General features: G+C 64.6%; 37 protein-coding genes and 1 tRNA gene. 37 read left to right on the forward strand and 1 reads right to left on the reverse strand.

Features of this window, described 5'->3' with window-relative positions:
- Nucleotides 1-27: 27 nt before the first annotated feature.
- The 36 genes from MI302_RS01900 (at nucleotide 28) to rplQ (ending at nucleotide 19,354) form a co-directional block, all read left to right on the forward strand.
- Nucleotides 28-102: transfer RNA gene (locus MI302_RS01900), tRNA-Thr, on the forward strand.
- A 223-nt stretch (nucleotides 103-325) separates the two neighbouring features.
- Entirely contained in the window at nucleotides 326-730 is a 405-nt protein-coding gene (gene rpsL, locus MI302_RS01905; RefSeq protein ID WP_038059159.1) for a 30S ribosomal protein S12, read from the forward strand.
- 7 nt (nucleotides 731-737) lie between these two features.
- Nucleotides 738-1,208, forward strand: coding sequence for a 30S ribosomal protein S7 (gene rpsG, locus MI302_RS01910; protein WP_015718111.1), 471 nt, complete (start codon nucleotides 738-740; stop codon nucleotides 1,206-1,208).
- 3 nt (nucleotides 1,209-1,211) lie between these two features.
- The gene (fusA, locus tag MI302_RS01915; protein ID WP_239726058.1) at nucleotides 1,212-3,287 is read left to right on the forward strand and encodes an elongation factor G; all 2,076 of its coding nucleotides are present in this window, start codon (nucleotides 1,212-1,214) and stop codon (nucleotides 3,285-3,287) included.
- A gap of 55 nt (nucleotides 3,288-3,342) precedes the next feature.
- On the forward strand, nucleotides 3,343-4,563 hold the full coding sequence (gene tuf, locus MI302_RS01920) for an elongation factor Tu (protein ID WP_015716104.1): 1,221 nt from the start codon (nucleotides 3,343-3,345) through the stop codon (nucleotides 4,561-4,563).
- An 8-nt stretch (nucleotides 4,564-4,571) separates the two neighbouring features.
- Nucleotides 4,572-4,889 carry a 30S ribosomal protein S10 gene (rpsJ, locus tag MI302_RS01925; RefSeq protein ID WP_015718109.1) on the forward strand — a complete coding sequence of 106 codons (318 nt, stop codon included), beginning with the start codon at nucleotides 4,572-4,574 and terminating at the stop codon, nucleotides 4,887-4,889.
- Nucleotides 4,886-5,506 carry a 50S ribosomal protein L3 gene (gene rplC, locus MI302_RS01930; RefSeq protein WP_019550493.1) on the forward strand — a complete coding sequence of 207 codons (621 nt, stop codon included), beginning with the start codon at nucleotides 4,886-4,888 and terminating at the stop codon, nucleotides 5,504-5,506. Before rpsJ ends, rplC begins: the two co-directional genes overlap by 4 nt.
- An 8-nt stretch (nucleotides 5,507-5,514) precedes the next feature.
- A complete protein-coding gene (gene rplD / locus MI302_RS01935; protein WP_019550492.1) occupies nucleotides 5,515-6,135 on the forward strand; it encodes a 50S ribosomal protein L4 in 621 nt (206 codons plus the stop codon).
- Complete coding sequence (locus tag MI302_RS01940; RefSeq protein WP_015718106.1) at nucleotides 6,132-6,422, forward strand: 50S ribosomal protein L23; 291 nt, start codon at nucleotides 6,132-6,134, stop codon at nucleotides 6,420-6,422. The genes rplD and MI302_RS01940 overlap by 4 nt, the downstream gene beginning before the upstream one ends.
- 52 nt (nucleotides 6,423-6,474) lie before the next feature.
- Entirely contained in the window at nucleotides 6,475-7,305 is an 831-nt protein-coding gene (rplB, locus tag MI302_RS01945) for a 50S ribosomal protein L2 (RefSeq protein ID WP_015718105.1), read from the forward strand.
- 8 nt (nucleotides 7,306-7,313) lie between these two features.
- Nucleotides 7,314-7,595, forward strand: a complete 282-nt coding sequence (gene rpsS / locus MI302_RS01950; protein ID WP_011173711.1) for a 30S ribosomal protein S19 — start codon at nucleotides 7,314-7,316, stop codon at nucleotides 7,593-7,595.
- A 2-nt stretch (nucleotides 7,596-7,597) separates the two neighbouring features.
- Nucleotides 7,598-7,939, forward strand: a complete 342-nt coding sequence (gene rplV, locus MI302_RS01955) for a 50S ribosomal protein L22 (RefSeq protein WP_239726059.1) — start codon at nucleotides 7,598-7,600, stop codon at nucleotides 7,937-7,939.
- Nucleotides 7,929-8,648: a 30S ribosomal protein S3 gene (gene rpsC, locus MI302_RS01960; protein ID WP_015718103.1), complete on the forward strand. Its 720-nt coding sequence runs from the start codon at nucleotides 7,929-7,931 to the stop codon at nucleotides 8,646-8,648. The genes rplV and rpsC overlap by 11 nt, the downstream gene beginning before the upstream one ends.
- Nucleotides 8,649-8,651: 3 nt before the next feature.
- Nucleotides 8,652-9,077: a 50S ribosomal protein L16 gene (gene rplP / locus MI302_RS01965; protein ID WP_015718102.1), complete on the forward strand. Its 426-nt coding sequence runs from the start codon at nucleotides 8,652-8,654 to the stop codon at nucleotides 9,075-9,077.
- Nucleotides 9,064-9,261, forward strand: a complete 198-nt coding sequence (rpmC, locus tag MI302_RS01970; RefSeq protein ID WP_015718101.1) for a 50S ribosomal protein L29 — start codon at nucleotides 9,064-9,066, stop codon at nucleotides 9,259-9,261. Before rplP ends, rpmC begins: the two co-directional genes overlap by 14 nt.
- Entirely contained in the window at nucleotides 9,254-9,571 is a 318-nt protein-coding gene (gene rpsQ, locus MI302_RS01975; protein ID WP_015718100.1) for a 30S ribosomal protein S17, read from the forward strand. The genes rpmC and rpsQ overlap by 8 nt, the downstream gene beginning before the upstream one ends.
- Nucleotides 9,568-9,936, forward strand: a complete 369-nt coding sequence (gene rplN, locus MI302_RS01980) for a 50S ribosomal protein L14 (RefSeq protein ID WP_239726060.1) — start codon at nucleotides 9,568-9,570, stop codon at nucleotides 9,934-9,936. The genes rpsQ and rplN overlap by 4 nt, the downstream gene beginning before the upstream one ends.
- Complete coding sequence (gene rplX / locus MI302_RS01985; RefSeq protein WP_019550490.1) at nucleotides 9,936-10,268, forward strand: 50S ribosomal protein L24; 333 nt, start codon at nucleotides 9,936-9,938, stop codon at nucleotides 10,266-10,268. Before rplN ends, rplX begins: the two co-directional genes overlap by 1 nt.
- A gap of 1 nt (nucleotide 10,269) precedes the next feature.
- Nucleotides 10,270-10,818 carry a 50S ribosomal protein L5 gene (gene rplE, locus MI302_RS01990; protein ID WP_019550489.1) on the forward strand — a complete coding sequence of 183 codons (549 nt, stop codon included), beginning with the start codon at nucleotides 10,270-10,272 and terminating at the stop codon, nucleotides 10,816-10,818.
- A gap of 7 nt (nucleotides 10,819-10,825) precedes the next feature.
- A complete protein-coding gene (locus MI302_RS01995; RefSeq protein WP_003043922.1) occupies nucleotides 10,826-11,011 on the forward strand; it encodes a type Z 30S ribosomal protein S14 in 186 nt (61 codons plus the stop codon).
- Nucleotides 11,012-11,079: 68 nt separating this feature from the next.
- Nucleotides 11,080-11,496 carry a 30S ribosomal protein S8 gene (gene rpsH, locus MI302_RS02000; RefSeq protein ID WP_015718096.1) on the forward strand — a complete coding sequence of 139 codons (417 nt, stop codon included), beginning with the start codon at nucleotides 11,080-11,082 and terminating at the stop codon, nucleotides 11,494-11,496.
- Nucleotides 11,496-12,038, forward strand: coding sequence for a 50S ribosomal protein L6 (gene rplF / locus MI302_RS02005; protein WP_038030051.1), 543 nt, complete (start codon nucleotides 11,496-11,498; stop codon nucleotides 12,036-12,038). Before rpsH ends, rplF begins: the two co-directional genes overlap by 1 nt.
- Before the next feature lie 8 nt (nucleotides 12,039-12,046).
- A complete protein-coding gene (gene rplR / locus MI302_RS02010; protein WP_126165309.1) occupies nucleotides 12,047-12,385 on the forward strand; it encodes a 50S ribosomal protein L18 in 339 nt (112 codons plus the stop codon).
- A 21-nt stretch (nucleotides 12,386-12,406) separates the two neighbouring features.
- A complete protein-coding gene (gene rpsE / locus MI302_RS02015) occupies nucleotides 12,407-12,880 on the forward strand; it encodes a 30S ribosomal protein S5 (protein WP_015718093.1) in 474 nt (157 codons plus the stop codon).
- Entirely contained in the window at nucleotides 12,880-13,062 is a 183-nt protein-coding gene (gene rpmD / locus MI302_RS02020) for a 50S ribosomal protein L30 (RefSeq protein ID WP_015718092.1), read from the forward strand. The genes rpsE and rpmD overlap by 1 nt, the downstream gene beginning before the upstream one ends.
- Nucleotides 13,059-13,541 (forward strand): 50S ribosomal protein L15, encoded by a 483-nt coding sequence (rplO, locus tag MI302_RS02025; RefSeq protein WP_015718091.1) that lies wholly within the window; start codon nucleotides 13,059-13,061, stop codon nucleotides 13,539-13,541. The genes rpmD and rplO overlap by 4 nt, the downstream gene beginning before the upstream one ends.
- A gap of 1 nt (nucleotide 13,542) precedes the next feature.
- Nucleotides 13,543-14,859: a preprotein translocase subunit SecY gene (gene secY, locus MI302_RS02030; RefSeq protein ID WP_126165308.1), complete on the forward strand. Its 1,317-nt coding sequence runs from the start codon at nucleotides 13,543-13,545 to the stop codon at nucleotides 14,857-14,859.
- Nucleotides 14,860-14,867: 8 nt separating this feature from the next.
- Entirely contained in the window at nucleotides 14,868-15,422 is a 555-nt protein-coding gene (locus MI302_RS02035) for an adenylate kinase (protein WP_239726061.1), read from the forward strand.
- Entirely contained in the window at nucleotides 15,422-16,189 is a 768-nt protein-coding gene (gene map, locus MI302_RS02040; protein ID WP_239726062.1) for a type I methionyl aminopeptidase, read from the forward strand. Before MI302_RS02035 ends, map begins: the two co-directional genes overlap by 1 nt.
- A gap of 7 nt (nucleotides 16,190-16,196) precedes the next feature.
- Nucleotides 16,197-16,415 carry a translation initiation factor IF-1 gene (gene infA, locus MI302_RS02045; RefSeq protein WP_003043942.1) on the forward strand — a complete coding sequence of 73 codons (219 nt, stop codon included), beginning with the start codon at nucleotides 16,197-16,199 and terminating at the stop codon, nucleotides 16,413-16,415.
- A gap of 8 nt (nucleotides 16,416-16,423) precedes the next feature.
- On the forward strand, nucleotides 16,424-16,537 hold the full coding sequence (gene rpmJ, locus MI302_RS02050; protein ID WP_014514895.1) for a 50S ribosomal protein L36: 114 nt from the start codon (nucleotides 16,424-16,426) through the stop codon (nucleotides 16,535-16,537).
- Between the two features lie 9 nt (nucleotides 16,538-16,546).
- The gene (gene rpsM, locus MI302_RS02055; protein ID WP_015718087.1) at nucleotides 16,547-16,927 is read left to right on the forward strand and encodes a 30S ribosomal protein S13; all 381 of its coding nucleotides are present in this window, start codon (nucleotides 16,547-16,549) and stop codon (nucleotides 16,925-16,927) included.
- Nucleotides 16,928-16,966: 39 nt separating this feature from the next.
- Entirely contained in the window at nucleotides 16,967-17,356 is a 390-nt protein-coding gene (gene rpsK, locus MI302_RS02060; protein ID WP_015718086.1) for a 30S ribosomal protein S11, read from the forward strand.
- 13 nt (nucleotides 17,357-17,369) lie between these two features.
- Entirely contained in the window at nucleotides 17,370-17,999 is a 630-nt protein-coding gene (rpsD, locus tag MI302_RS02065) for a 30S ribosomal protein S4 (RefSeq protein ID WP_019550485.1), read from the forward strand.
- 52 nt (nucleotides 18,000-18,051) lie between these two features.
- Complete coding sequence (locus MI302_RS02070) at nucleotides 18,052-18,993, forward strand: DNA-directed RNA polymerase subunit alpha (protein ID WP_126164603.1); 942 nt, start codon at nucleotides 18,052-18,054, stop codon at nucleotides 18,991-18,993.
- 4 nt (nucleotides 18,994-18,997) lie between these two features.
- Nucleotides 18,998-19,354 (forward strand): 50S ribosomal protein L17, encoded by a 357-nt coding sequence (gene rplQ / locus MI302_RS02075; protein ID WP_019550483.1) that lies wholly within the window; start codon nucleotides 18,998-19,000, stop codon nucleotides 19,352-19,354.
- Nucleotides 19,355-19,416: 62 nt separating this feature from the next.
- Here rplQ and MI302_RS02080 read toward each other — a convergent pair whose 3' ends face one another.
- A complete protein-coding gene (locus MI302_RS02080; RefSeq protein ID WP_038030040.1) occupies nucleotides 19,417-19,893 on the reverse strand; it encodes a hypothetical protein in 477 nt (158 codons plus the stop codon).
- Between the two features lie 45 nt (nucleotides 19,894-19,938).
- Here MI302_RS02080 and MI302_RS02085 point away from each other — a divergent pair, with 45 nt between their 5' ends.
- Complete coding sequence (locus MI302_RS02085; protein WP_239726063.1) at nucleotides 19,939-20,772, forward strand: DMT family transporter; 834 nt, start codon at nucleotides 19,939-19,941, stop codon at nucleotides 20,770-20,772.

Raw genomic sequence — 20,772 nt, forward strand, 5'->3', positions numbered from 1 at the left:
CCTCCTGCCCTAGACTCTTTAGGGCGGGCCGGTGTAGCTCAGCGGTAGAGCAACCGCCTCGTAAGCGGTAGGCCGCCGGTTCGAATCCGGCCACCGGCTCCAGGCCAAGCCCATCCCTTTAAGCCCCGCCGGCTGGCGGGGTTTTCCTTTGCCTCGCTTGCCAAAATGCCTCTTGCCCTGTACACTAGTCAAGTTGAGGGCCCTCAGGGCCAGCCCCCTGGTCCTGAGGGTGCTGCCCTGTGTGGGCGAACGTCGGGGGAAGGCGCTTCCCCCGGGTGGATCTTGAGAACACGGGGGCAAGTCCAAGAAGAAGGGAGTGGTGGCACTGCCGACGATCAACCAGCTGGTCAGAAAGGGCCGCGAGAAGGTCCAGAAGAAGAGCAAGGTTCCGGCCTTGAAGGGCTCGCCCTTCCGCCGGGGGGTGTGCACCGTGGTGCGCACCGTAACCCCCAAGAAGCCCAACTCCGCCTTGCGTAAGGTGGCCAAGGTGCGCCTTACCTCCGGGTACGAGGTGACCGCCTACATTCCCGGCGAGGGGCACAACCTGCAGGAGCACTCCGTGGTCCTCATCCGGGGTGGCCGTGTGAAGGACCTGCCGGGTGTGCGCTACCACATCGTCCGCGGGGTCTACGACACCCAGGGCGTGAAGGACCGCAAGAAGAGCCGCTCCAAGTACGGAACCAAGAAGCCCAAGGAGACCAAGGGCGCGGCTCCGGCCAAGAAGAAGTAGGTGAGCTATGGCACGGAGAAGAAGAGCAGAGGTACGCCAACTCCAGCCCGACCTGGTCTACGGGGATGTGGTGGTGTCGGCCTTCATCAACAAGATCATGCGGGATGGCAAGAAGAACCTGGCCGCCCGCATCTTCTACGATGCCTGCCGCATCATCCAGGAGAAGACCGGGCAGGAGCCTTTGAAGGTCTTTAAGCAGGCGGTGGAGAACGTGAAGCCCCGGATGGAGGTGCGTTCCCGCCGCGTGGGTGGGGCCAACTACCAGGTGCCCATGGAGGTCTCCCCCAGGAGGCAGCAGTCCTTGGCCCTGCGCTGGCTGGTCCAGGCGGCCAACGCCCGTTCCGAGCGGGGGGCGGCCGTGCGCATCGCCCATGAACTCATGGATGCGGCCGAGGGCAAGGGCGGAGCGGTCAAGAAGAAGGAGGACGTGGAGCGCATGGCCGAGGCCAACCGCGCCTACGCCCACTACCGGTGGTAAGCCATGGCGGTTAAGGTAGAGTACGACCTAAAGAGGCTCCGCAACATCGGCATCGCCGCCCATATCGATGCCGGTAAGACCACCACCACGGAGCGCATCCTTTACTACACCGGCAAGATCCACAAGATCGGTGAGGTGCACGAGGGTGCGGCCACCATGGACTTCATGGAGCAGGAGCGGGAGCGGGGCATCACCATCACCGCTGCCGTGACCACCTGCTTCTGGAAGGACCACCGCATCAACATCATCGATACCCCGGGCCACGTGGACTTTACCATCGAGGTGGAGCGCTCCATGCGGGTTCTGGACGGGGCCATCGTGGTCTTCGACTCCAGCCAGGGGGTGGAGCCCCAGTCCGAGACCGTCTGGCGCCAGGCGGAGAAGTACAAGGTTCCCCGCATCGCCTTCGCCAACAAGATGGACAAGACGGGGGCCGACCTCTGGCTGGTGATCCGCACCATGCAGGAGCGCCTGGGGGCGAGGCCCGTGGTCATGCAGCTCCCCATCGGCCGTGAGGATACCTTCTCCGGGATCATCGACGTCCTAAGGATGAAGGCCTATACCTACGGCAACGACCTGGGCACGGATATCCGCGAGGTTCCCATCCCCGAGGAGTACCTGGCCCAGGCCCGGGAGTACCACGAGAAGTTGATCGAAGCTGCCGCCGACTTTGACGAAAACGTCATGCTGAAGTACTTGGAGGGCGAGGAGCCCACCGAGGAGGAGCTGGTGGCGGCCATCCGCAAGGGCACCATCGCCATCCAGATTACCCCCGTGTTCCTGGGATCCGCTTTGAAGAACAAAGGGGTCCAGCTTCTCCTGGATGCGGTGGTGGATTACCTGCCCTCCCCCTTGGACATCCCCCCCATCAAGGGCACCACGCCCGAGGGGAACGAGGTGGAGATCTACCCCGACCCCGACGGCCCCCTGGCCGCCTTGGCCTTCAAGATCATGGCCGACCCCTACGTGGGCCGCCTCACCTTCATCCGCGTCTACTCCGGCACCCTCACCTCGGGCTCCTACGTCTACAACACCACCAAAGGCCGTAAGGAGCGGGTGGCCCGGCTTCTTCGCATGCACGCCAACCACCGCGAGGAGGTGGAGGAGCTCAAAGCCGGCGACCTGGGGGCGGTGGTGGGCCTTAAGGAGACCATCACCGGGGACACCCTGGTGGGCGAGGATGCCCCGCGCATCGTCCTGGAGTCCATTGAGGTGCCCGAGCCCGTCATCGACGTGGCCATTGAGCCCAAGACCAAAGCGGACCAGGACAAGCTTTCCCAGGCCCTGGCCCGCCTGGCGGAGGAGGACCCTACCTTCCGCGTTTCCACCCACCCCGAAACCGGCCAGACCATCATCAGCGGGATGGGGGAGCTCCACCTGGAGATCATCGTGGACCGCCTGAAGCGGGAGTTCAAGGTGGACGCCAACGTGGGCAAGCCCCAGGTGGCCTACCGCGAGACCATCACCCGCCCGGTGGACGTGGAGGGCAAGTTCATCCGCCAGACCGGTGGCCGCGGCCAGTACGGCCACGTGAAGATCAAGGCCGAGCCTTTGCCTCGAGGGTCGGGCTTTGAGTTCGTCAACGCCATCGTGGGCGGGGTGATCCCCAAGGAGTACATCCCTGCGGTGCAGAAGGGCATCGAGGAGGCCATGCAGTCGGGCCCTCTGATCGGCTTCCCCGTGGTGGACGTGAAGGTGACCCTCTACGACGGCTCCTACCACGAGGTGGACTCCAGCGAGATGGCCTTCAAGATCGCGGGCTCCATGGCCATCAAGGAGGCGGTGCAGAAGGGGGATCCCGTGATCCTCGAGCCCATCATGCGGGTGGAGGTCATCACCCCCGAGGAGTACATGGGCGACGTGATCGGCGACCTGAACTCCCGCCGGGGCCAGATCCTGGGCATGGAGCCCAGGGGGAACGCCCAGGTGATCCGGGCCTACGTGCCCCTGGCGGAGATGTTCGGCTACGCCACCGACCTGCGCTCCAAGACGCAGGGCCGGGGCTCCTTCGTCATGTTCTTCGACCACTACCAGGAAGTCCCCAAGCAGGTGCAGGAGAAGCTCATCAAGGGTCAGTAGGAATGCCTGGGGGTGGGCCTTCGGGCCTGCCCCGCATACGGAAAGGAGAGCGAAGATGGCCAAGGGCGAGTTTATCCGTACGAAGCCTCACGTGAATGTGGGGACGATTGGGCACGTGGACCACGGGAAGACGACGCTGACTGCGGCTTTGACGTTTGTGGCGGCGGCGGAGAACCCGAACGTGGAGGTGAAGGACTACGGGGAGATTGACAAGGCGCCGGAGGAGCGTGCGCGGGGGATTACCATCAACACGGCGCATGTGGAATACGAGACGGCGAAGCGGCACTATTCGCACGTGGATTGCCCCGGGCACGCGGACTACATCAAGAACATGATCACGGGTGCGGCGCAGATGGACGGGGCGATTCTGGTGGTGTCGGCGGCGGACGGACCGATGCCGCAGACGCGGGAGCACATTTTGCTGGCTCGCCAGGTGGGGGTGCCGTACATCGTGGTGTTCATGAACAAGGTGGACATGGTGGACGACCCGGAACTTTTGGACCTGGTGGAGATGGAGGTGCGGGACCTCCTGAACCAGTACGAATTTCCTGGGGACGAGGTTCCGGTGATTCGCGGGAGCGCGCTTTTGGCGCTGGAGCAGATGCACAAGAATCCCCAGACGAAGCGTGGGGAGAACGAGTGGGTGGATAAGATTTGGGAGTTGTTGGACGCGATTGACGAGTACATTCCCACGCCGGTGCGGGACGTGGACAAGCCGTTCTTGATGCCGGTGGAGGACGTGTTTACGATCACGGGTCGTGGGACGGTGGCCACGGGTCGTATTGAGCGTGGGAAGGTGAAGGTTGGGGACGAGGTGGAGATTGTGGGTTTGGCTCCTGAGACGCGGAAGACGGTGGTGACGGGTGTGGAGATGCACCGTAAGACGCTGCAGGAGGGGATTGCTGGGGACAATGTAGGTTTGTTGCTCCGGGGTGTAAGCCGGGAGGAAGTGGAGCGGGGGCAGGTGCTGGCGAAGCCTGGGAGCATTACGCCGCACACGAAGTTTGAGGCCTCGGTGTACATCTTGAAGAAGGAGGAGGGGGGTAGGCACACGGGGTTTTTTTCTGGGTACCGTCCGCAGTTTTACTTTCGGACGACGGATGTGACGGGGGTGGTGGAGTTGCCCTCTGGGGTGGAGATGGTGATGCCGGGGGACAACGTGACGTTTACGGTGGAGCTGATCAAGCCGGTGGCGTTGGAGGAGGGATTGCGGTTTGCCATTCGCGAGGGTGGGCGGACCGTGGGCGCCGGCGTGGTCACCAAGATCCTGGAGTGAGGTGAAGCATGCCCAAGATCCGCATCAAGCTACGGGGCTTTGACCACAAGACCCTGGACGCCTCGGCCCAGAAGATCGTGGAGGCCGCCCGGCGCTCCGGGGCCCAGGTCTCGGGTCCCGTGCCCCTGCCCACCCGGGTGCGGCGCTTCACCGTGATCCGGGGTCCTTTCAAGCACAAGGACTCCCGGGAGCACTTTGAGCTTCGCACCCACCACCGCCTGGTGGACATCCTGAACCCCAACCGCAAGACCATCGAGAGCCTCATGTCCTTAGACCTGCCCACCGGGGTGGAGATTGAGATCAAGACCGTGGGGGGTGGCAAATGAAGGGCATCCTGGGCATGAAGGTGGGCATGACCCGGATTTACCGGGAGGACCGGGCCATTCCCGTCACCGTGATCCTGGCTGGGCCCTGCCCTGTGGTCCAGCGACGGACCCCGGAGAAGGACGGGTACACGGCCGTCCAGCTGGGCTTCCTACCCCAGAATCCCAAGCGGGTCAACCGGCCCATGAAGGGGCATTTTGCCCGGGCCGGGGTGGGTCCGGTGCGCATCCTGAAGGAGATCCGCGACTTCAACCCTGAGGGCGACGTGGTGACCGTGGAAATCTTTAAGGCTGGCGAGCGGGTGGACGTGACCGGCACCTCCAAGGGCCGGGGCACGGCGGGGGTGATGAAGCGCTGGAACTTCGCCGGCGGCCCCGATTCCCACGGTGCCCACAAGATCCACCGCCACCCCGGGTCCATCGGGAACCGCAAGACCCCGGGCCGGGTCTACAAGGGCAAGAAGATGGCCGGCCGCTACGGGGCCGAGCGGGTCACGGTGATGAACCTCGAGGTGGTGGACGTCATCCCCGAGGAGAACCTCCTCTTGGTCAAGGGGGCCGTGCCGGGACCCAATGGGGGCCTGGTGCTGGTGCGCCAGACCAAGAAGGTGGCCAAGTAAAGGAGGGCATGGTGTACCAGATTCCTGTTCTCTCCTCTTCCGGCAAGCGGGAGCTTGCCGCCGATCTCCCCCAGGAGGTTAACCCCCATCTCCTATGGGAGGTGGTGCGCTGGCAGCTGGCGAAAAGGCGCCGGGGGACGGCCAGCACCAAGACCCGGGGCGAGGTGGCTTACTCCAGCCGCAAGATCTATCCCCAGAAGCACACCGGGCGGGCCCGCCACGGGGACATCGGCGCCCCCATCTTCGTGGGCGGGGGTACGGTCTTCGGACCCAAGCCCCGGGACTACAGCTACACCCTGCCCAAGAAGGTGCGGCAGGCGGGGTTGGCCATGGCCGTGGCCGATCGGGCCAAGGAGGGCAAGCTCCTTCTGGTGGAGGACTTCGCCGGGGTTAACGGCAAGACCAAGGAGTTTTTGGCCTGGGCCAAGGGTGCGGGGCTAGATGGATCGGAAAGCGTGCTCCTGGTGACGGCCAGCGAGCTGGTGCGCCGGGCTGCCCGGAACCTTCCTTGGGTGGTGACCCTGGCGCCGGAGGGGTTAAACGTCTACGACATCCTGCGCACCGAGCGCCTGGTCATGGACCTGGCGGCTTGGGAGGCCTTCCAGGCCCGCATGGGGGGTGAGGCATGAAGACCGCCTTTGACGTGATCCTGGCCCCGGTGCTTTCCGAAAAGGCTTACGCCGGCTTCGCCGAGGGCAAGTACACCTTCTGGGTCCACCCCAAGGCCACCAAGACGGAGATCAAAAACGCCGTGGAGGCGGCCTTTAAGGTCAAGGTGGTGGGGGTGAACACCATGACGGTGCGGGGCAAGAAGAAGCGCCTGGGCCGCTACCTGGGCAAGCGCCCCGACCGCAAGAAGGCCATCGTGCAGGTGGCCGCCGGGCAGAAGATCGAGGCCCTGGAGGGCCTCATCTAAACCTAAGCCGGGAGGGGGGCCCGGCCCCGATCCGGCAAGGGAGGCATAGAGGATGGCAGTCAAGAAGTTCAAACCCTACACCCCAAGCCGCCGTTTCATGACGGTGGCGGACTTCTCCGAGATCACCAAGACCGAGCCGGAGAAGTCCTTGGTCAAGCCCCTGAAGAAGACGGGGGGCCGCAACAACCAGGGCCGCATCACCGTGCGCTTCCGGGGGGGCGGCCACAAGCGGCTTTACCGCATCATCGACTTCAAGCGCTGGGACAAGGCGGGCATCCCCGCCAAGGTGGCGGCCATAGAGTACGACCCCAACCGCTCCGCCCGTATCGCCCTTCTGCACTACGCCGACGGGGAGAAGCGCTACATCATCGCTCCCGAGGGCCTGCAGGTGGGCCAGCAGGTGGTGGCGGGGCCGGATGCTCCCATCCAGGTGGGCAACGCCCTTCCCCTCCGCTTCATCCCCGTGGGCACCGTGGTCCATGCGGTGGAGCTGGAGCCCAAGAAGGGGGCCAAGCTGGCCCGCTCCGCCGGCACCAGCACCCAGATCCAGGGCCGGGAAGGGGATTACGTGATCCTGCGCCTGCCCTCGGGGGAGCTTAGGAAGGTGCACGGGGAGTGCTACGCCACCATCGGGACCGTGGGCAACGCCGATCACAAGAACATCGTCCTGGGCAAGGCGGGGCGCACCCGCTGGCTGGGCCGCAAGCCCCATGTGCGCGGCGCCGCCATGAACCCGGTGGACCACCCCCACGGCGGTGGTGAGGGCCGGGCACCCAGGGGCCGTCCCCCGGCCTCCCCTTGGGGCTGGCAGACCAAGGGGCTTAAGACCAGGAAGCGGCGGAAGCCCTCGAGCCGCTTCATCATCGCCCGCCGCAAGAAGTGAGGTGAGCCATGCCGCGTAGCTTGAAGAAGGGCGTTTTCGTAGATGACCACCTCTTGGAGAAGGTGCTGGAGCTGAACGCCAAGGGGGAAAAGCGGCTCATCAAGACCTGGAGCCGCCGCTCCACCATCGTTCCCGAGATGGTGGGCCATACCATTGCGGTCTACAACGGCAAGCAGCATGTGCCCGTCTACATCACCGAGAACATGGTGGGGCACAAGCTGGGAGAGTTTGCCCCCACCCGCACCTACCGGGGGCACGGGAAAGAGGCTAAGGCCACCAAGAAGAAGTAGCCATGGAAGCGAAAGCCATTGCCCGTTACGTGCGCATCTCCCCCAGGAAGGTCCGCCTTGTAGTGGACCTGATCCGGGGGAAGAGCCTCGAGGAGGCCCGCGCCATCCTGCGCTACACCCCTAAGCGGGGGGCCTATTACGTGGCCAAGGTGCTGGAGTCCGCCGCCGCCAATGCGGTCAACAACAACGACATGCTGGAGGACCGGCTTTTCGTGAAGGCGGCCTTTGTGGACGAGGGGCCCGCTTTGAAAAGGGTGCTTCCCCGGGCCCGGGGCCGGGCGGACATCATCAAGAAGAGGACCAGCCACATCACGGTGATCTTGGGAGAGAAACATGGGAAATAAGATCCACCCCATTGGGTTCAGGCTCGGTATCACCCGGGACTGGGAGTCCCGCTGGTATGCGGGCAAGAAGCAGTACCGCCACCTCCTGGTGGAGGACCAGAGGATCCGCGAGGTCCTCACCAAGGAGCTCTACCCGGCTGGTTTGGCCCGCATCGACATCGAACGGGCCGCGGACAACGTGGCCGTGACCGTGCACGTGGCCAAGCCGGGTGTGGTCATCGGCCGGGGCGGGGAGAAGATCAAGGTCCTGAGGGACACCCTTTCCCAGCTCACCGGCAAGAACGTGGCCCTGAACGTTCAAGAGATCCACAACCCCAACCTCTCCGCTCCTTTGGTGGCCCAGCGGGTGGCGGAGCAGATCGAGCGCCGCTTTGCCGTGCGGCGGGCCATCAAGCAGGCGGTGCAGCGGGTCATGGAGGCGGGGGCCAAGGGAGCCAAGGTGATCGTCTCCGGCCGCATCGGCGGCGCCGAGCAGGCCCGCACGGAGTGGGCCGCCGAGGGCCGGGTGCCCCTTCACACCCTTCGTGCTAACATAGACTACGGCTTCGCTTTGGCCCGCACCACCTACGGGGTGCTGGGGGTCAAGGCCTACGTGTTCCTGGGCGAGGTGATCGGCGGACAGAAGCCCAAGGCCCGCCCCGAGGGGCCGAGGGCGGAGGAAAAGCCCCGCCGCCGCCGCCCAGCGGTGCGCGTGAAGAAGGAGGAGTAGGCCATGTTGATGCCCAGGCGCATGAAGTACCGCAAGCAGCACCGGGGTCGCATGAAGGGGGCGGCCAAGGGGGGTGATTACGTGGCCTTCGGGGACTTCGGCCTGGTGGCCATGGAGCCCGCCTGGATCACCTCCCAGCAGATTGAGGCGGCCCGTGTGGCCATGGTGCGCCACTTCCGCCGCGGGGGCAAGATCTTCATCCGCATCTTCCCCGACAAGCCCTACACCAAGAAGCCCCTCGAGGTGCGGATGGGTAAGGGTAAGGGCAACGTGGAAGGGTATGTGGCGGTGGTGAAGCCGGGCCGGGTGATGTTCGAGGTGGCGGGCGTCACCGAGGAGCAGGCCCTCGAGGCCTTGCGCATCGCCGGCCACAAGCTTCCCATCAAGACCAAGATCGTGAGGAGGGACGCCTACGATGAAGCCCAGTGAGATCCGCAAGCTCTCTCCCAGTGAGATCGAGAAGCTGGTTCGGGAGAAGAAGCGGGAGCTGATGGAGCTTCGCTTCCAGGCCTCCATCGGCCAGCTCTCCCAGAACCACAGGATCCGGGAGACCCGGCGCCTCATCGCCCGGCTCCTCACGATCCTGAACGAGAGGAGGAGGGCCAATGCCTAAGAAGGTGCTGACCGGGGTGGTGGTGAGCGACAAGATGCAGAAGACCGTTTCGGTACTGGTGGAGCGCCAGTTTCCCCACCCCCTCTACGGCAAGGTGATCAAGCGCTCCAAAAAGTACCTGGCCCACGACCCCGAGGGGAAGTACAAGGTGGGGGACGTGGTGGAGATCATCGAGTCCCGCCCCATCTCCAAGCGCAAACGCTTTAGGGTCTTGCGCCTGGTGGAGGGGGGCAGGCTGGACCTGGTGGAGAAGTACCTGGTGCGTAGGCAGAACTACGCCAGCCTTTCCAAGCGGGGAGGTAAGGCATGATCCAGCCCCAGACCTACCTGGAGGTGGCCGACAACACCGGGGCCCGCAAGATCATGTGCATCCGCGTGCTTAAGGGCTCCAACGCCAAGTACGCCACCGTGGGGGACATCATCGTGGCCAGCGTCAAGGAGGCCATCCCCCGGGGGGCGGTGAAGGAAGGCGACGTGGTGAAGGCGGTGGTGGTGCGCACCCAAAAGGAGGTCAAGCGCCCCGATGGCTCCGCCATCCGCTTTGACGACAACGCCGCCGTCATCATCAACAACCAGCTAGAGCCCCGGGGCACCCGCGTCTTCGGCCCCGTGGCACGGGAGCTCCGGGAAAAGGGCTTCATGAAGATCGTCTCCCTGGCTCCGGAGGTGCTCTGATGCAGGCCAAGCTACATGTGAAGAAGGGGGACATGGTTCTGGTGGCCTCCGGCAAGTACAAGGGCCAGGTGGGCAAGGTGAAGGCCGTGCTGCCCAAGAAGGGGGCGGTCATCGTGGAGGGGGTGAACATCGTTAAGAAGGCGGTGCGGGTGAGCCCCCAGCACCCCCAGGGTGGCTTTGTGGAGCAGGAAGCTCCCCTGCATGCCTCCAAGGTGCGCCCCATCTGCCCCGCGTGCGGCAAGCCCACCCGGGTGCGGAAGAAGCTCCTGGAAAACGGCCGCAAGATCCGGGTGTGCGCCAAGTGCGGCGGGGCTTTGGACGTGGAGGGATAAGATGCCGCTAGAGGTTGCGCTGAAGAAGAAGTACTACGAGGAGGTACGGCCCGAGCTCATCCGCCGCTTCGGCTACCAGAACATCTGGGAGGTTCCCCGGCTGGAGAAGGTGGTGATCAACCAGGGGCTGGGGGAGGCCAAGGAGGATGCCCGCATCCTGGAGAAGGCTTCCCAGGAGCTTGCCCTCATCACTGGCCAGAAGCCGGCCATAACCCGGGCCAAGAAGTCCATCTCCAACTTCAAGCTCCGCAAGGGGATGCCCATCGGCCTCAGGGTTACCCTGCGCGGCGATCGGATGTGGATCTTCCTGGAGAAGCTCCTTTCCGTGGCCCTTCCCCGCATCCGCGACTTCCGGGGGGTGAACCCAGGTAGCTTTGACGGCCGCGGCAACTACAACCTGGGATTGAGGGAGCAGCTCATCTTCCCGGAGATCACCTACGATATGGTGGACGCCCTTCGGGGAATGGACATCGCGGTGGTGACCACCGCCCGGACCGATGAGGAGGCCAGGGCCCTTTTGGAGCTTCTGGGCTTCCCCTTCCGCAAGTGAGGCGAGCATGGCGAGAAAAGCGTTGATCGAAAAGGCCAAGCGTACCCCCAAGTTCAAGGTGCGGGCCTACACCCGTTGCGTGCGCTGTGGGAGGGCCAGGAGCGTGTACCGCTACTTCGGGCTCTGCCGGATTTGCCTTAGGGAGCTGGCCCACAAGGGGCAGCTTCCCGGGGTGAAGAAGGCCAGCTGGTAGGCCGTGGCCGGTCGGGGGGGTTCCCTCGAGACCGCATGGTCCAGGAGTGAGGTAAAAGGAGAGAGGAAATGTTGACGGACCCCATTGCCGACATGCTGACCCGGATTCGGAACGCCACCCGGGTCTACAAGGAGAGCACCGAGGTACCCGCCTCCCGCTTCAAGGAGGAGATCCTCAAGATCCTGGCGCGGGAGGGCTTCATCAAGGGGTACGAGCGGGTGGAGGTGGACGGCAAGCCTGTTTTGCGCATCCACCTCAAGTATGGGCCCAGGCGCCAGGGACCTGATCCCCGGCCCGAACAGGTCATCAACCACATCCGTCGCATCAGCCGTCCTGGGCGACGGGTGTACGTGGGGGTCAAGGAGATTCCCCGGGTGCGCCGCGGCCTGGGGATTGCCATCCTGTCCACGCCCAAGGGCGTCCTTACCGACCGGGAGGCCCGGCGTCTGGGCGTGGGCGGGGAGCTTATCTGCGAGGTGTGGTGATGTCTAGGATTGGCCGGCTTCCCATTCCCTTGCCCAAGGGGGTCACTGTGGAGGTGACCCCGGGGCTCGTCAAGGTGAAAGGCCCCAAGGGCGAACTTTCCGTGCCCATCTCCCCGGAGATGCGGGTGGTGGTGGACGGAGGGGTGGTGCGGGTGGAGCGGCCCTCGGACGAGAGGCGCCACAAAAGCCTCCATGGCCTCACCCGGACCCTCATCGCCAACGCCATCAAGGGGGTTTCCGAGGGGTACGTGAAGGAGCTCCTCATCAAGGGCATCGGCTACCGGGCCCGGCTTGCGGGACGGGCGGTGGAGCTCACCGTGGGCTTTAGCCACCCCGTGGTGGTGGAGCCCCCGGAGGGCATCACCTTCGAGGTGCCCGAGCCCACCAAGATCCGCGTTCTGGGCATAGACAAGCAGAAGGTGGGCCAGGTGGCCGCCAACCTGCGCGCCATCAAGAAGCCCAGCGCCTACCACGAGAAGGGCATTTACTACGCGGGCGAGCCCGTCCGCCTTAAGCCCGGCAAGGCCGGGGCCAAGAAGTAGGGGGAACCATGGCACGGCTTACCGCATACGAACGCCGCAAGTTCCGGGTGCGTAACCGCATCAAGCGCACGGGCCGGCTCCGCCTGTCCGTCTTCCGGAGCCTTAACCACATCTACGCCCAGATCATCGATGACGAGAAGGGCCATACCCTGGTGGCCGAGTCCAGCCTGGCCCTGAAGCTGAAGGGCAACAAGACCGAGGTGGCCCGGCAGGTGGGGCGGGCCCTGGCGGAGAAGGCCAAGGCGTTGGGGATCACCAAGGTGGCTTTTGACCGTGGCCCCTACAGGTACCACGGCCGGGTAAAGGCTCTGGCGGAAGGGGCCAGAGAAGGGGGCCTGGAGTTCTAGGTCGCTTAGCGAGGAGGAAGCATGCCCGAGACCGACTTTGAAGAGAAGATGATCCTGGTGCGGCGCACCGCCAAGACCTACCAGGGTGGCCGCCGCTTCCGCTTCGGGGCCTTGGTGGTGGTGGGTGACCGGCAGGGCCGGGTGGGCTTGGGCCTGGGCAAGGCCAAAGAAGTTCCGCTGGCGGTGCAGAAGGCGGGGTACTATGCCCGCCGCAACATGGTGGAGGTACCCATCCAAAACGGCACCATTCCCCACGAGATCGAGGTGGAGTACGGAGCCTCCAAGATTCTCCTGAAGCCTGCTGCCCCGGGCACGGGGGTGATTGCGGGGGCAGTGCCCCGGGCCATCCTGGAGCTGGCGGGGATCACGGATATCCTCACCAAGGAGCTGGGGAGCCGCAACCCCATCAACATCGCCTACGCCACCATGGAGGCCCTCAGGCAGCTTAAGACCAAGCAGGATGTGGAGCGCCTGCGGAAGGGTGGGGAGGAGTGATGGCCAAGCTCAAGGTTAAGTTGGTGAAGAGCCCCATCGGCTATCCCAAGGACCAAAAGGCGGCCTTGAAAGCCCTGGGGCTGACCAAGCTCCACAGGGAAAAGGTCCTCGAGGACCATCCCGCCATACTGGGCAACATCAAGAAGGTGGCCCACCTTGTGCGGGTGGAGGTGCTGGAATGAAGCTTACCGATCTAAAACCCAATCCTGGGGCCAACAAGAGGCGGAAGCGGGTGGGGCGGGGCCCTGGCTCCGGCCACGGCAAGACGGCCACCCGGGGTCATAAGGGGCAGAAGTCCCGCTCCGGTGGCCTCAAGGATCCCCGCCGCTTTGAGGGGGGGCGCTCCACCACCCTGATGCGCCTGCCCAAGCGGGGCATGCAGGGACAGGTGCCCGGGGAGATCAAGAGGCCCAAGTACCAGGGGGTGAACCTGAGGGACCTGGCCCGCTTCGACGGGGAGGTGACCCCGGAGGTGCTGGTCCAGGCTGGAATCCTGAAGAAGGGCTACCGGCTTAAGGTGCTGGGGGAAGGGGAGGCCAAGCCCCTTAGGGTGGTGGCCCACGCCTTTTCCAAGACCGCCCTGGAGAAGCTAAAGGCTGCGGGCGGCGAGGCCGTCCTCCTGGCTCCCTCGCCCGAAGGGCAAGCACCCAAGGAGGCTTAGGATGCTTAAGGCCTTCCGGAGCGCCCTGGCCATTCCCGAACTGCGCCAGCGGATCCTCTTCACCCTGCTGGTGTTGGCCGCCTACCGCCTGGGGGCCTTTATCCCCACCCCGGGGGTGGACCTGGACAAGATCCAGGAGTTCCTGCGCACCACCCAGGGAGGGGTTTTCGGCATCATCAACCTCTTTTCGGGCGGTAACTTTGAGCGCTTCTCCATCTTCGCCCTGGGAATCATGCCCTACATCACCGCCGCCATCATCATGCAGCTTTTGGTCAATGTGATTCCCACCCTGGAGAAGCTTTCCAAGGAGGGTGAGGAGGGCCGCCGCATCATCAACCAGTACACCCGGATCGGCGGCATCGCTCTGGGGGCTTTCCAGGGTTTCTTTCTGGCCACCGCCTTCCTGGGGGCGGAGGGGGGGCGTTTCCTGCTGCCTGGCTGGGCACCCGGTCCCTTCTTCTGGCTGGTGGTGGTGGTCACCCAGGTGGCGGGCATCGCCCTCCTTCTCTGGATGGCGGAGCGCATCACCGAGTACGGCATCGGCAACGGCACCAGCATGATCATCTTCGCGGGGATCGTGGTGGAATGGTTGCCCCAGCTTGTGCGCACCGCAGGCCTCATCCGCACGGGAGAGGTGAACCTGGTGGCCTTCCTCTTTTTCCTGGCCTTTATCGTCTTGGCCTTCGCCGGGATGGCGGCGGTGCAGCAGGCGGAAAGGCGCATTCCCGTCCAGTACGCCAGGAAGGTGGTGGGCAGGAGGGTCTACGGGGGGCAGGCCACCTACATCCCCATCAAGCTGAACGCTGCCGGCGTCATCCCCATTGTCTTCGCTGCCGCCATTTTGCAGATTCCCATCTTCCTTACCGCCCCCTTCCAGGACAACCAGGTGCTCCAGGCCATCGCCAACTTCTTCAACCCCACCCGCTTTCCCGGCCTCCTTATAGAGGTGGTGCTCATCGTCTTCTTTACTTACGTGTACACGGCGGTACAGTTTGACCCCAAGCGCATCGCCGAGTCCTTGCGGGAGTACGGGGGTTTCATTCCCGGCATCCGCCCCGGGGAACCCACGGTGAAGTTCCTGGAGCACATCGTCTCCCGCCTCACCCTCTGGGGCGCCTTGTTCCTGGGCCTGGTGGCCCTGCTCCCTCAGATCATCCAGAACCTTACCGGGGTGAAGAGCATCGCCTTTTCCGGCATCGGCCTTCTCATCGTGGTGGGCGTGGCCCTGGATACCTTGCGGCAGATTGAGAGCCAGCTGATGCTGAGGAACTACGAGGGGTTCCTTTCCAAGGGCCGCATCCGTGGCCGCACGCGCTAGGAGGGAGGATGGGGGAAGCGGTGATCTTCTTGGGGCCGCCGGGGGCGGGAAAGGGCACCCAGGCGGCCAGGTTGGCGGAGGAGCTGGGCTTTAAGAAGCTCTCCACCGGGGACATCCTCCGGGACCATGTGGCCCGGGGCACGCCCCTGGGGCAGCAGGTGAAGCCCATCATGGACCGGGGGGATCTGGTTCCGGATGAGCTCATCCTGGCCCTTATCCGGGAGGAGCTTTCGGAGCGGGTGATCTTCGACGGCTTTCCCCGCACCATACCTCAAGCGGAGGCCCTGGATCGCCTTCTCCAGGAAACGGGCACCCGGCTCCTCGGGGTGGTCTTGGTGGAGGTGCCTGAGGAGGAGCTGGTGCGCCGCATGTTAAGGCGGGCGGAGCTCGAGGGGCGCTCGGACGACAACGAGGAGACCATCCGGCACCGGCTCCGGGTCTACCGGGAGAAAACCGAGCCCTTGGTGCAGTATTATGAAAAAACGGGTGCCTTGAGGCGGGTGGACGGCCTGGGTACCCCCGATGAGGTCTACGCCCGCATCCGGGCAGCCCTGGGAATCTGATGGCCATCAAGCTGAAGAGTCCATGGGAGATTGAGCGCATGCGGGAGGCGGGTGCCCTCCTCACCGAGGTGGTGGAGGAGGTGGGCCGGCATGTGGAGCCCGGCATCACCACCAAGGAGCTGGACCGGATCGCCTACGAGGCCATAAAAAAGCGCAAGGCCAAGCCGGCCTTCCTGGGCCTTTACGGGTTTCCCGCCACCCTCTGCACCTCGGTGAACGAGGTGGTGGTCCACGGCATCCCCTCGGAGGAGCCCCTGAAGGAAGGGGATATCCTTTCCGTGGACGTGGGCCTCATCTACGGGGGCTTTGCCGCGGATATGGCCCGCACCTTCCCGGTGGGCAGGGTTTCCCCGGAGGCGGAAAGGCTCATCCGGGACACGGAGGCGGCCTTCTTTGAGGGGTTGAAGTATCTTAGGCCTGGTTTCCGCATTGGGGACGTGGCCCATGCGGTGCAGACCTTTCTGGAGAGCCGGGGCTACGGGGTGGTGCGGGAGTTCGTGGGGCACGGGGTGGGGCGGGAGATCCACGAGGACCCTCAGGTGCCCAACTTCGGCAAGCCGGGAACGGGCCCCAAGATCCGGCCGGGCATGACCCTGGCCCTCGAGCCCATGGTCACCCTACGCCCGGCTTCTGTGGTAATATTGGAAGATGGCTGGACGGCGAGCGCCGGACCTGGCAACCTCGCCGCCCACTACGAGAACACCGTCTTGGTGACGGAGGAGGGCCCGGAGCTTCTCACCGGGGTTTCCCTGGTGCGGGCGCGGTAGGAGGGGTATGGCGAAGGAGAAGGACACCATTCGGGCGGAAGGCGTGGTTACCGAGGCTTTGCCCAACACCACGTTTCGGGTGAAGCTGGACTCGGGACCGGAGATCCTGGCCTACATCTCGGGCAAGATGCGCATGCACTACATCCGCATCCTGCCCGGGGACCGGGTGGTGGTGGAGATTACCCCCTACGACCCCACGCGGGGCCGCATCGTGTACAGGAAGTAGGAGGCGAGATGAAGGTACGGGCATCGGTTAAGAAGATGTGCGAGAAGTGCAAGGTGGTGCGCCGGCACGGCCGGGTGTACGTGATCTGCGAGAACCCCAAGCACAAGCAGCGTCAAGGCTAAGGAGGGAACGTGGCGAGGATTGCAGGTGTGGAGATTCCTAGGAACAAGCGGGTGGACGTGGCCCTCACCTACATCTACGGGGTGGGGCCGGCCCGGGCCAAGGAGGCTCTGGAGAAGACGGGCATCAACCCGGCGACCCGGGTGAAGGACCTCACCGAGGCGGAGGTGGTGCGCCTTCGGGAGTACGTGGAGAACACCTGGAAGCTGGAGGGTGAGCTCCGGGCCGAGGTGGCCGCCAACATCAAGCGCCTCATGGATATCGGCTGCTACCGGGGCCTCCGCCACCGCCGTGGATTGCCGGTGAGGGGGCAGCGCACCCGCACCAATGCCCGTACCCGCAAGGGTCCCCGCAAGACCGTGGCGGGCAAGAAGAAGGCTCCTAGGAAGTAGTTCTAGGGCCAGTGGATACTCCTAAAGCTGAGGGAGAGTATGGCCAGAAAAGCGACCAAGAAGAAAGTCAAACGACAGGTGGCCAGTGGGAAGGCGTACATCCACGCCTCCTACAACAACACCATCGTCACCATCACCGACCCGGACGGCAACCCCATCACCTGGTCCTCGGGCGGGGTCATCGGCTACAAGGGGAGCCGCAAGGGCACCCCTTATGCTGCCCAGCTTGCGGCCATGGATGCGGCCAAGAAGGCCATGGCCTACGGCATGCAGAGCGTGGACGTGATCGTGCGCGGCACCGGGGCGGGCCGGGAGCAGGCCATCAGGGCCCTTCAGGCCTCGGGCTTGCAGGTGAAGTCCATCGTGGACGACACCCCTGTGCCCCACAACGGCTGCCGGCCTAAGAAGAAGTTCCGCAAGGCTTCGTAAGGAGTAGGAGAAGATGGGTCGTTACATTGGTCCAGTTTGCCGTCTTTGCCGCCGGGAAGGAGTCAAGCTCTACCTGAAGGGGGAGCGTTGCTACAGCCCCAAGTGCGCCATGGAGCGCCGCCCCTATCCTCCGGGGCAGCACGGGCAGAAGCGTACCCGCCGCCCTTCCGACTACGCGGTGCGCCTGAGGGAGAAGCAGAAGCTCCGCCGCATCTACGGGATCTCCGAAACCCAGTTCCGCAACCTCTTTGAGGAGGCCAGCCGCAAGAAGGGGGTTACGGGTACCGTCTTCCTGGGGCTTTTGGAGTCCCGCCTGGACAACGTGGTCTACCGGCTGGGCTTCGCGATGAGCCGCCGCCAGGCGCGGCAGATGGTGCGCCACGGCCACATCACCGTGAACGGCCGCCGGGTGGACCTTCCCGCCTACCGGGTGAAGCCTGGGGACGAGATCGCCATCGCCGAGGGTAGCCGGAACCTGGCCTTCATCCGGGAGAACCTCGAGGCCATGAAGGGGCGCAAGGTGGGCCCCTGGCTCTCCCTGGACGTGGAAGGGATGAAGGGCAAGTTCCTGCGCCTGCCCGATCGGGAGGACCTGGCCCTTCCCGTGAACGAGCAGCTGGTGGTGGAGTTCTACTCCAGGTAGCCCTAAAGGGGCCCGGCTGGACCGGGCCCATGTGTTGCCGGCAAGGAGGTCTATGTTAGAGAGCAAGCTGAAAGCCCCGGTCTTCACGGTGCGCACCCAGGGGCGGGAGTACGGGGAGTTTGTCCTGGAGCCCCTGGAGCGGGGGTTTGGTGTTACCCTGGGCAACCCCTTGAGGCGGATTCTCCTCTCCTCCATCCCCGGGACCGCGGTCACCAGCGTCTACATTGAGGATGTCCTTCACGAGTTCTCCACCATTCCTGGGGTCAAGGAGGACGTGGTGGAGATCATCCTGAACCTCAAGGAGCTGGTGGTGCGTTTCCTGGACCCCAAGATGCAGACCACCACCCTGGTCCTGAAGGCGGAAGGGCCCAGGGTGGTCAAGGCGAGGGATTTCGTGGTGCCCCCCGATGCGGAGATCCTGAACCCGGACCTCACCATCGCCACCTTGGACAAAGGGGGCAAGCTTTACATGGAGGTGCGGGTGGATCGGGGTGTGGGGTACGTGCCCGCCGAGCGCCACGGCATCAAGGACCGCATCAACTCCATCCCCGTGGACGCCATCTTCTCCCCCGTGCGCCGGGTGGCCTTCCAGGTGGAGGATACCCGGCTTGGCCAGCGCACCGACCTGGACAAGCTCACCTTAAGGATCTGGACGGATGGCTCCGTCACCCCCTTGGAGGCCTTGAACCAGGCGGTGGAGATCCTCAAGGAGCACCTTTCCTATTTCGCCAACCCCCAGGCCACCGCCCTCCCTGCCCCGGAACCCGCTTCTGTGGAGCGTGCGGAAGGGGAGGAGGACCTGGACCTGCCCCTGGAGGAGCTTGGCCTTTCCACCCGCGTTCTCCACAGCCTCAAGGAGGAGGGGATCGAGTCGGTGCGGGCGCTTTTGGCCTTGAACCTCAAGGACCTTAAGAACATCCCCGGCATCGGGGAAAGGAGCCTCGAGGAGATCCGCGAGGCTTTGGCCAAAAAGGGATTCGCCCTAAAGGAGTGAGACCATGCGCCACCTGAAGTCTGGAAGAAAGCTGAACCGTCACTCTTCCCACCGCCTGGCTCTTTACCGCAACCAGGCCAAAAGCCTTCTCACCCACGGCCGCATCACCACCACCGTGCCCAAGGCCAAGGAGCTCACCGGCTTCGTGGACCACCTCATCCATCTGGCCAAGCGGGGGGACCTGCACGCCCGCCGCCTGGTGCTGAGGGACCTGCAGGACGTGAAGCTGGTGCGGAAGCTCTTCGACGAGATCGCCCCCAAGTACCAGAACCGGGCCGGAGGGTACACCCGGGTGCTCAAGCTGGCGGAACGCCGGCGGGGGGATGGGGCGCCCTTGGCCCTGGTGGAGCTGGTGGAGTAGGAGCGCCGAAAAAAAGGGAAGGAGGCCCCTAAGCGTCGGGCCCCGGGATGGGGTGCCGGCGCTTACGTGTTCTCTCCTCCCCGCCCCTGAAGGAGCCTTAGGAGCTGGTCTTCCAGCTCGCCGATGTAGGCGGCCAGGGTGTTCCCGTGCTTTTCCAGGGTTTCCGCCAGGCGGGCCTCGAGGGCCCGGATCTCCTCCTTCTCCGCCTCCGCCAGGCGCTTGAACTCCGCCTCCAGATAGCCTCTAAGCTCGGTGTATCGGCTCTGCTCTGCCTCCTCGGCCAGCTTCTTGTAGTGGAGAAGCTCCCGGGCGTAGCGCCGCACCTCCAAAAGGGCGGCGGTTTCCAGGCCGATGGTGAAGATGAGGTAGAGGAGGGAAACCACCCCCAGGGCCACCACCAGAACCAGGCCCAAGGGGGCTTCCACCCGGCTGAGGCCCAGGGATAGGGAGGTGGGCTTGGTGATCTCCCCCCAGTTGAGCCAGGAGAAGAGGACCAAAAGAAGGAGGACAAGGAGGGCAAAAAGGGTACGCGCGCTCATAGGTCAGCCTCCATAGGGCACTGGGGGGATTATACACTCTTCCCCATGGGCTACCTGTACCTGCTCCTGGCTGCCTTCCTTTGGGGTCTCATCGGCCCCGTAAGCCGCCTGGCCTTTGAGGAGGGGCTTACCCCCCTGGCCGTGGCCTTCTTCCGGGCAGGCATCGCCTGGGTCTTCTTCGGCCTGCACGCCCTGCTCCTGCGCCAGGTTAGGGTGGAAAGGCGGGATGCCTTGCCCCTCCTTCTTTTCGGCCTGGTGGGGGTTTCCCTCTTCTACGGTTCCTATCAGCTGGCGGTGGTCTACGGGGGAGCGGCCTTGGCCTCCGTTCTCCTGTACACGGCTCCGGCCTGGGTGGCCCTCCTTTCCCTGGTGGTCCTGAAGGAGCCCCTGGACCGCACCGGCCTTTTGGCGGTGGCCCTGACCCTGCTGGGGGTGGGGCTTATGGGCGTGGGAGGGGGAAGCGGGGTAAGGGTCCTGTCCCTCGCCCTTTTCTTTGGGCTCCTTTCCGGCTTCACCTATGCGCTTTACTACATCTTTGGCAAGCTCTACCTTCCCCGCTACGCCACCCCCACCCTCTTCCTCTACGCCCTGCCCGTGGGGGCCTTGGGGCTTCTGCCCTGGGTGGAGTTTGCTCCCTTGAGCCTAAGGGCCATGGAAGCCTTGCTCTTTTTAGGGGTATTTTCCACATACGGGGCCTATCTGGCCTACTACGCAGGGTTGAAGCGCCTTCCCGCCACCCGGGCCAGCGTGGTGGCTACCCTCGAGCCCGTGGTGGCCAACCTGTTCGCCTTCCTCCTCTTTAGGGAGGTGCTTTCCCTCTGGGCCTACCTGGGGGCAGGCTTGGTGCTTTTGGCCGTGGTCCTCACGGTGCGGCGCTAG

The sequence above is a fragment of the Thermus sp. NEB1569 genome, from assembly GCF_022385295.1.
Taxonomy (GTDB): Bacteria; Deinococcota; Deinococci; order Deinococcales; family Thermaceae; genus Thermus; species Thermus scotoductus.

Coding starts and splice junctions, on each gene's coding strand:
- rplQ (WP_019550483.1), top strand. CDS start 18,998: ATGCGCCACCTGAAGTCTGGAAGAAAGCTGAACCGTCACTCTTCCCAC.
- map (WP_239726062.1), top strand. CDS start 15,422: ATGGCCATCAAGCTGAAGAGTCCATGGGAGATTGAGCGCATGCGGGAG.
- MI302_RS02035 (WP_239726061.1), top strand. CDS start 14,868: ATGGGGGAAGCGGTGATCTTCTTGGGGCCGCCGGGGGCGGGAAAGGGC.
- rplV (WP_239726059.1), top strand. CDS start 7,598: ATGGAAGCGAAAGCCATTGCCCGTTACGTGCGCATCTCCCCCAGGAAG.
- infA (WP_003043942.1), top strand. CDS start 16,197: ATGGCGAAGGAGAAGGACACCATTCGGGCGGAAGGCGTGGTTACCGAG.
- rplD (WP_019550492.1), top strand. CDS start 5,515: ATGGTGTACCAGATTCCTGTTCTCTCCTCTTCCGGCAAGCGGGAGCTT.
- MI302_RS01995 (WP_003043922.1), top strand. CDS start 10,826: ATGGCGAGAAAAGCGTTGATCGAAAAGGCCAAGCGTACCCCCAAGTTC.
- MI302_RS02085 (WP_239726063.1), top strand. CDS start 19,939: ATGGGCTACCTGTACCTGCTCCTGGCTGCCTTCCTTTGGGGTCTCATC.
- tuf (WP_015716104.1), top strand. CDS start 3,343: ATGGCCAAGGGCGAGTTTATCCGTACGAAGCCTCACGTGAATGTGGGG.
- MI302_RS02070 (WP_126164603.1), top strand. CDS start 18,052: ATGTTAGAGAGCAAGCTGAAAGCCCCGGTCTTCACGGTGCGCACCCAG.
- rpmD (WP_015718092.1), top strand. CDS start 12,880: ATGGCCAAGCTCAAGGTTAAGTTGGTGAAGAGCCCCATCGGCTATCCC.
- rplF (WP_038030051.1), top strand. CDS start 11,496: ATGTCTAGGATTGGCCGGCTTCCCATTCCCTTGCCCAAGGGGGTCACT.
- rplB (WP_015718105.1), top strand. CDS start 6,475: ATGGCAGTCAAGAAGTTCAAACCCTACACCCCAAGCCGCCGTTTCATG.
- rplO (WP_015718091.1), top strand. CDS start 13,059: ATGAAGCTTACCGATCTAAAACCCAATCCTGGGGCCAACAAGAGGCGG.
- MI302_RS01940 (WP_015718106.1), top strand. CDS start 6,132: ATGAAGACCGCCTTTGACGTGATCCTGGCCCCGGTGCTTTCCGAAAAG.
- rpsH (WP_015718096.1), top strand. CDS start 11,080: ATGTTGACGGACCCCATTGCCGACATGCTGACCCGGATTCGGAACGCC.
- rplP (WP_015718102.1), top strand. CDS start 8,652: ATGTTGATGCCCAGGCGCATGAAGTACCGCAAGCAGCACCGGGGTCGC.
- rplR (WP_126165309.1), top strand. CDS start 12,047: ATGGCACGGCTTACCGCATACGAACGCCGCAAGTTCCGGGTGCGTAAC.
- rpmJ (WP_014514895.1), top strand. CDS start 16,424: ATGAAGGTACGGGCATCGGTTAAGAAGATGTGCGAGAAGTGCAAGGTG.
- rplX (WP_019550490.1), top strand. CDS start 9,936: ATGCAGGCCAAGCTACATGTGAAGAAGGGGGACATGGTTCTGGTGGCC.
- rpsE (WP_015718093.1), top strand. CDS start 12,407: ATGCCCGAGACCGACTTTGAAGAGAAGATGATCCTGGTGCGGCGCACC.
- rplN (WP_239726060.1), top strand. CDS start 9,568: ATGATCCAGCCCCAGACCTACCTGGAGGTGGCCGACAACACCGGGGCC.
- rpsC (WP_015718103.1), top strand. CDS start 7,929: ATGGGAAATAAGATCCACCCCATTGGGTTCAGGCTCGGTATCACCCGG.
- rpsQ (WP_015718100.1), top strand. CDS start 9,254: ATGCCTAAGAAGGTGCTGACCGGGGTGGTGGTGAGCGACAAGATGCAG.
- MI302_RS02080 (WP_038030040.1), bottom strand. CDS start 19,893: ATGAGCGCGCGTACCCTTTTTGCCCTCCTTGTCCTCCTTCTTTTGGTC.
- fusA (WP_239726058.1), top strand. CDS start 1,212: ATGGCGGTTAAGGTAGAGTACGACCTAAAGAGGCTCCGCAACATCGGC.
- rpsS (WP_011173711.1), top strand. CDS start 7,314: ATGCCGCGTAGCTTGAAGAAGGGCGTTTTCGTAGATGACCACCTCTTG.
- rpsK (WP_015718086.1), top strand. CDS start 16,967: ATGGCCAGAAAAGCGACCAAGAAGAAAGTCAAACGACAGGTGGCCAGT.
- rpsG (WP_015718111.1), top strand. CDS start 738: ATGGCACGGAGAAGAAGAGCAGAGGTACGCCAACTCCAGCCCGACCTG.
- secY (WP_126165308.1), top strand. CDS start 13,543: ATGCTTAAGGCCTTCCGGAGCGCCCTGGCCATTCCCGAACTGCGCCAG.
- rplC (WP_019550493.1), top strand. CDS start 4,886: ATGAAGGGCATCCTGGGCATGAAGGTGGGCATGACCCGGATTTACCGG.
- rplE (WP_019550489.1), top strand. CDS start 10,270: ATGCCGCTAGAGGTTGCGCTGAAGAAGAAGTACTACGAGGAGGTACGG.
- rpmC (WP_015718101.1), top strand. CDS start 9,064: ATGAAGCCCAGTGAGATCCGCAAGCTCTCTCCCAGTGAGATCGAGAAG.
- rpsJ (WP_015718109.1), top strand. CDS start 4,572: ATGCCCAAGATCCGCATCAAGCTACGGGGCTTTGACCACAAGACCCTG.
- rpsD (WP_019550485.1), top strand. CDS start 17,370: ATGGGTCGTTACATTGGTCCAGTTTGCCGTCTTTGCCGCCGGGAAGGA.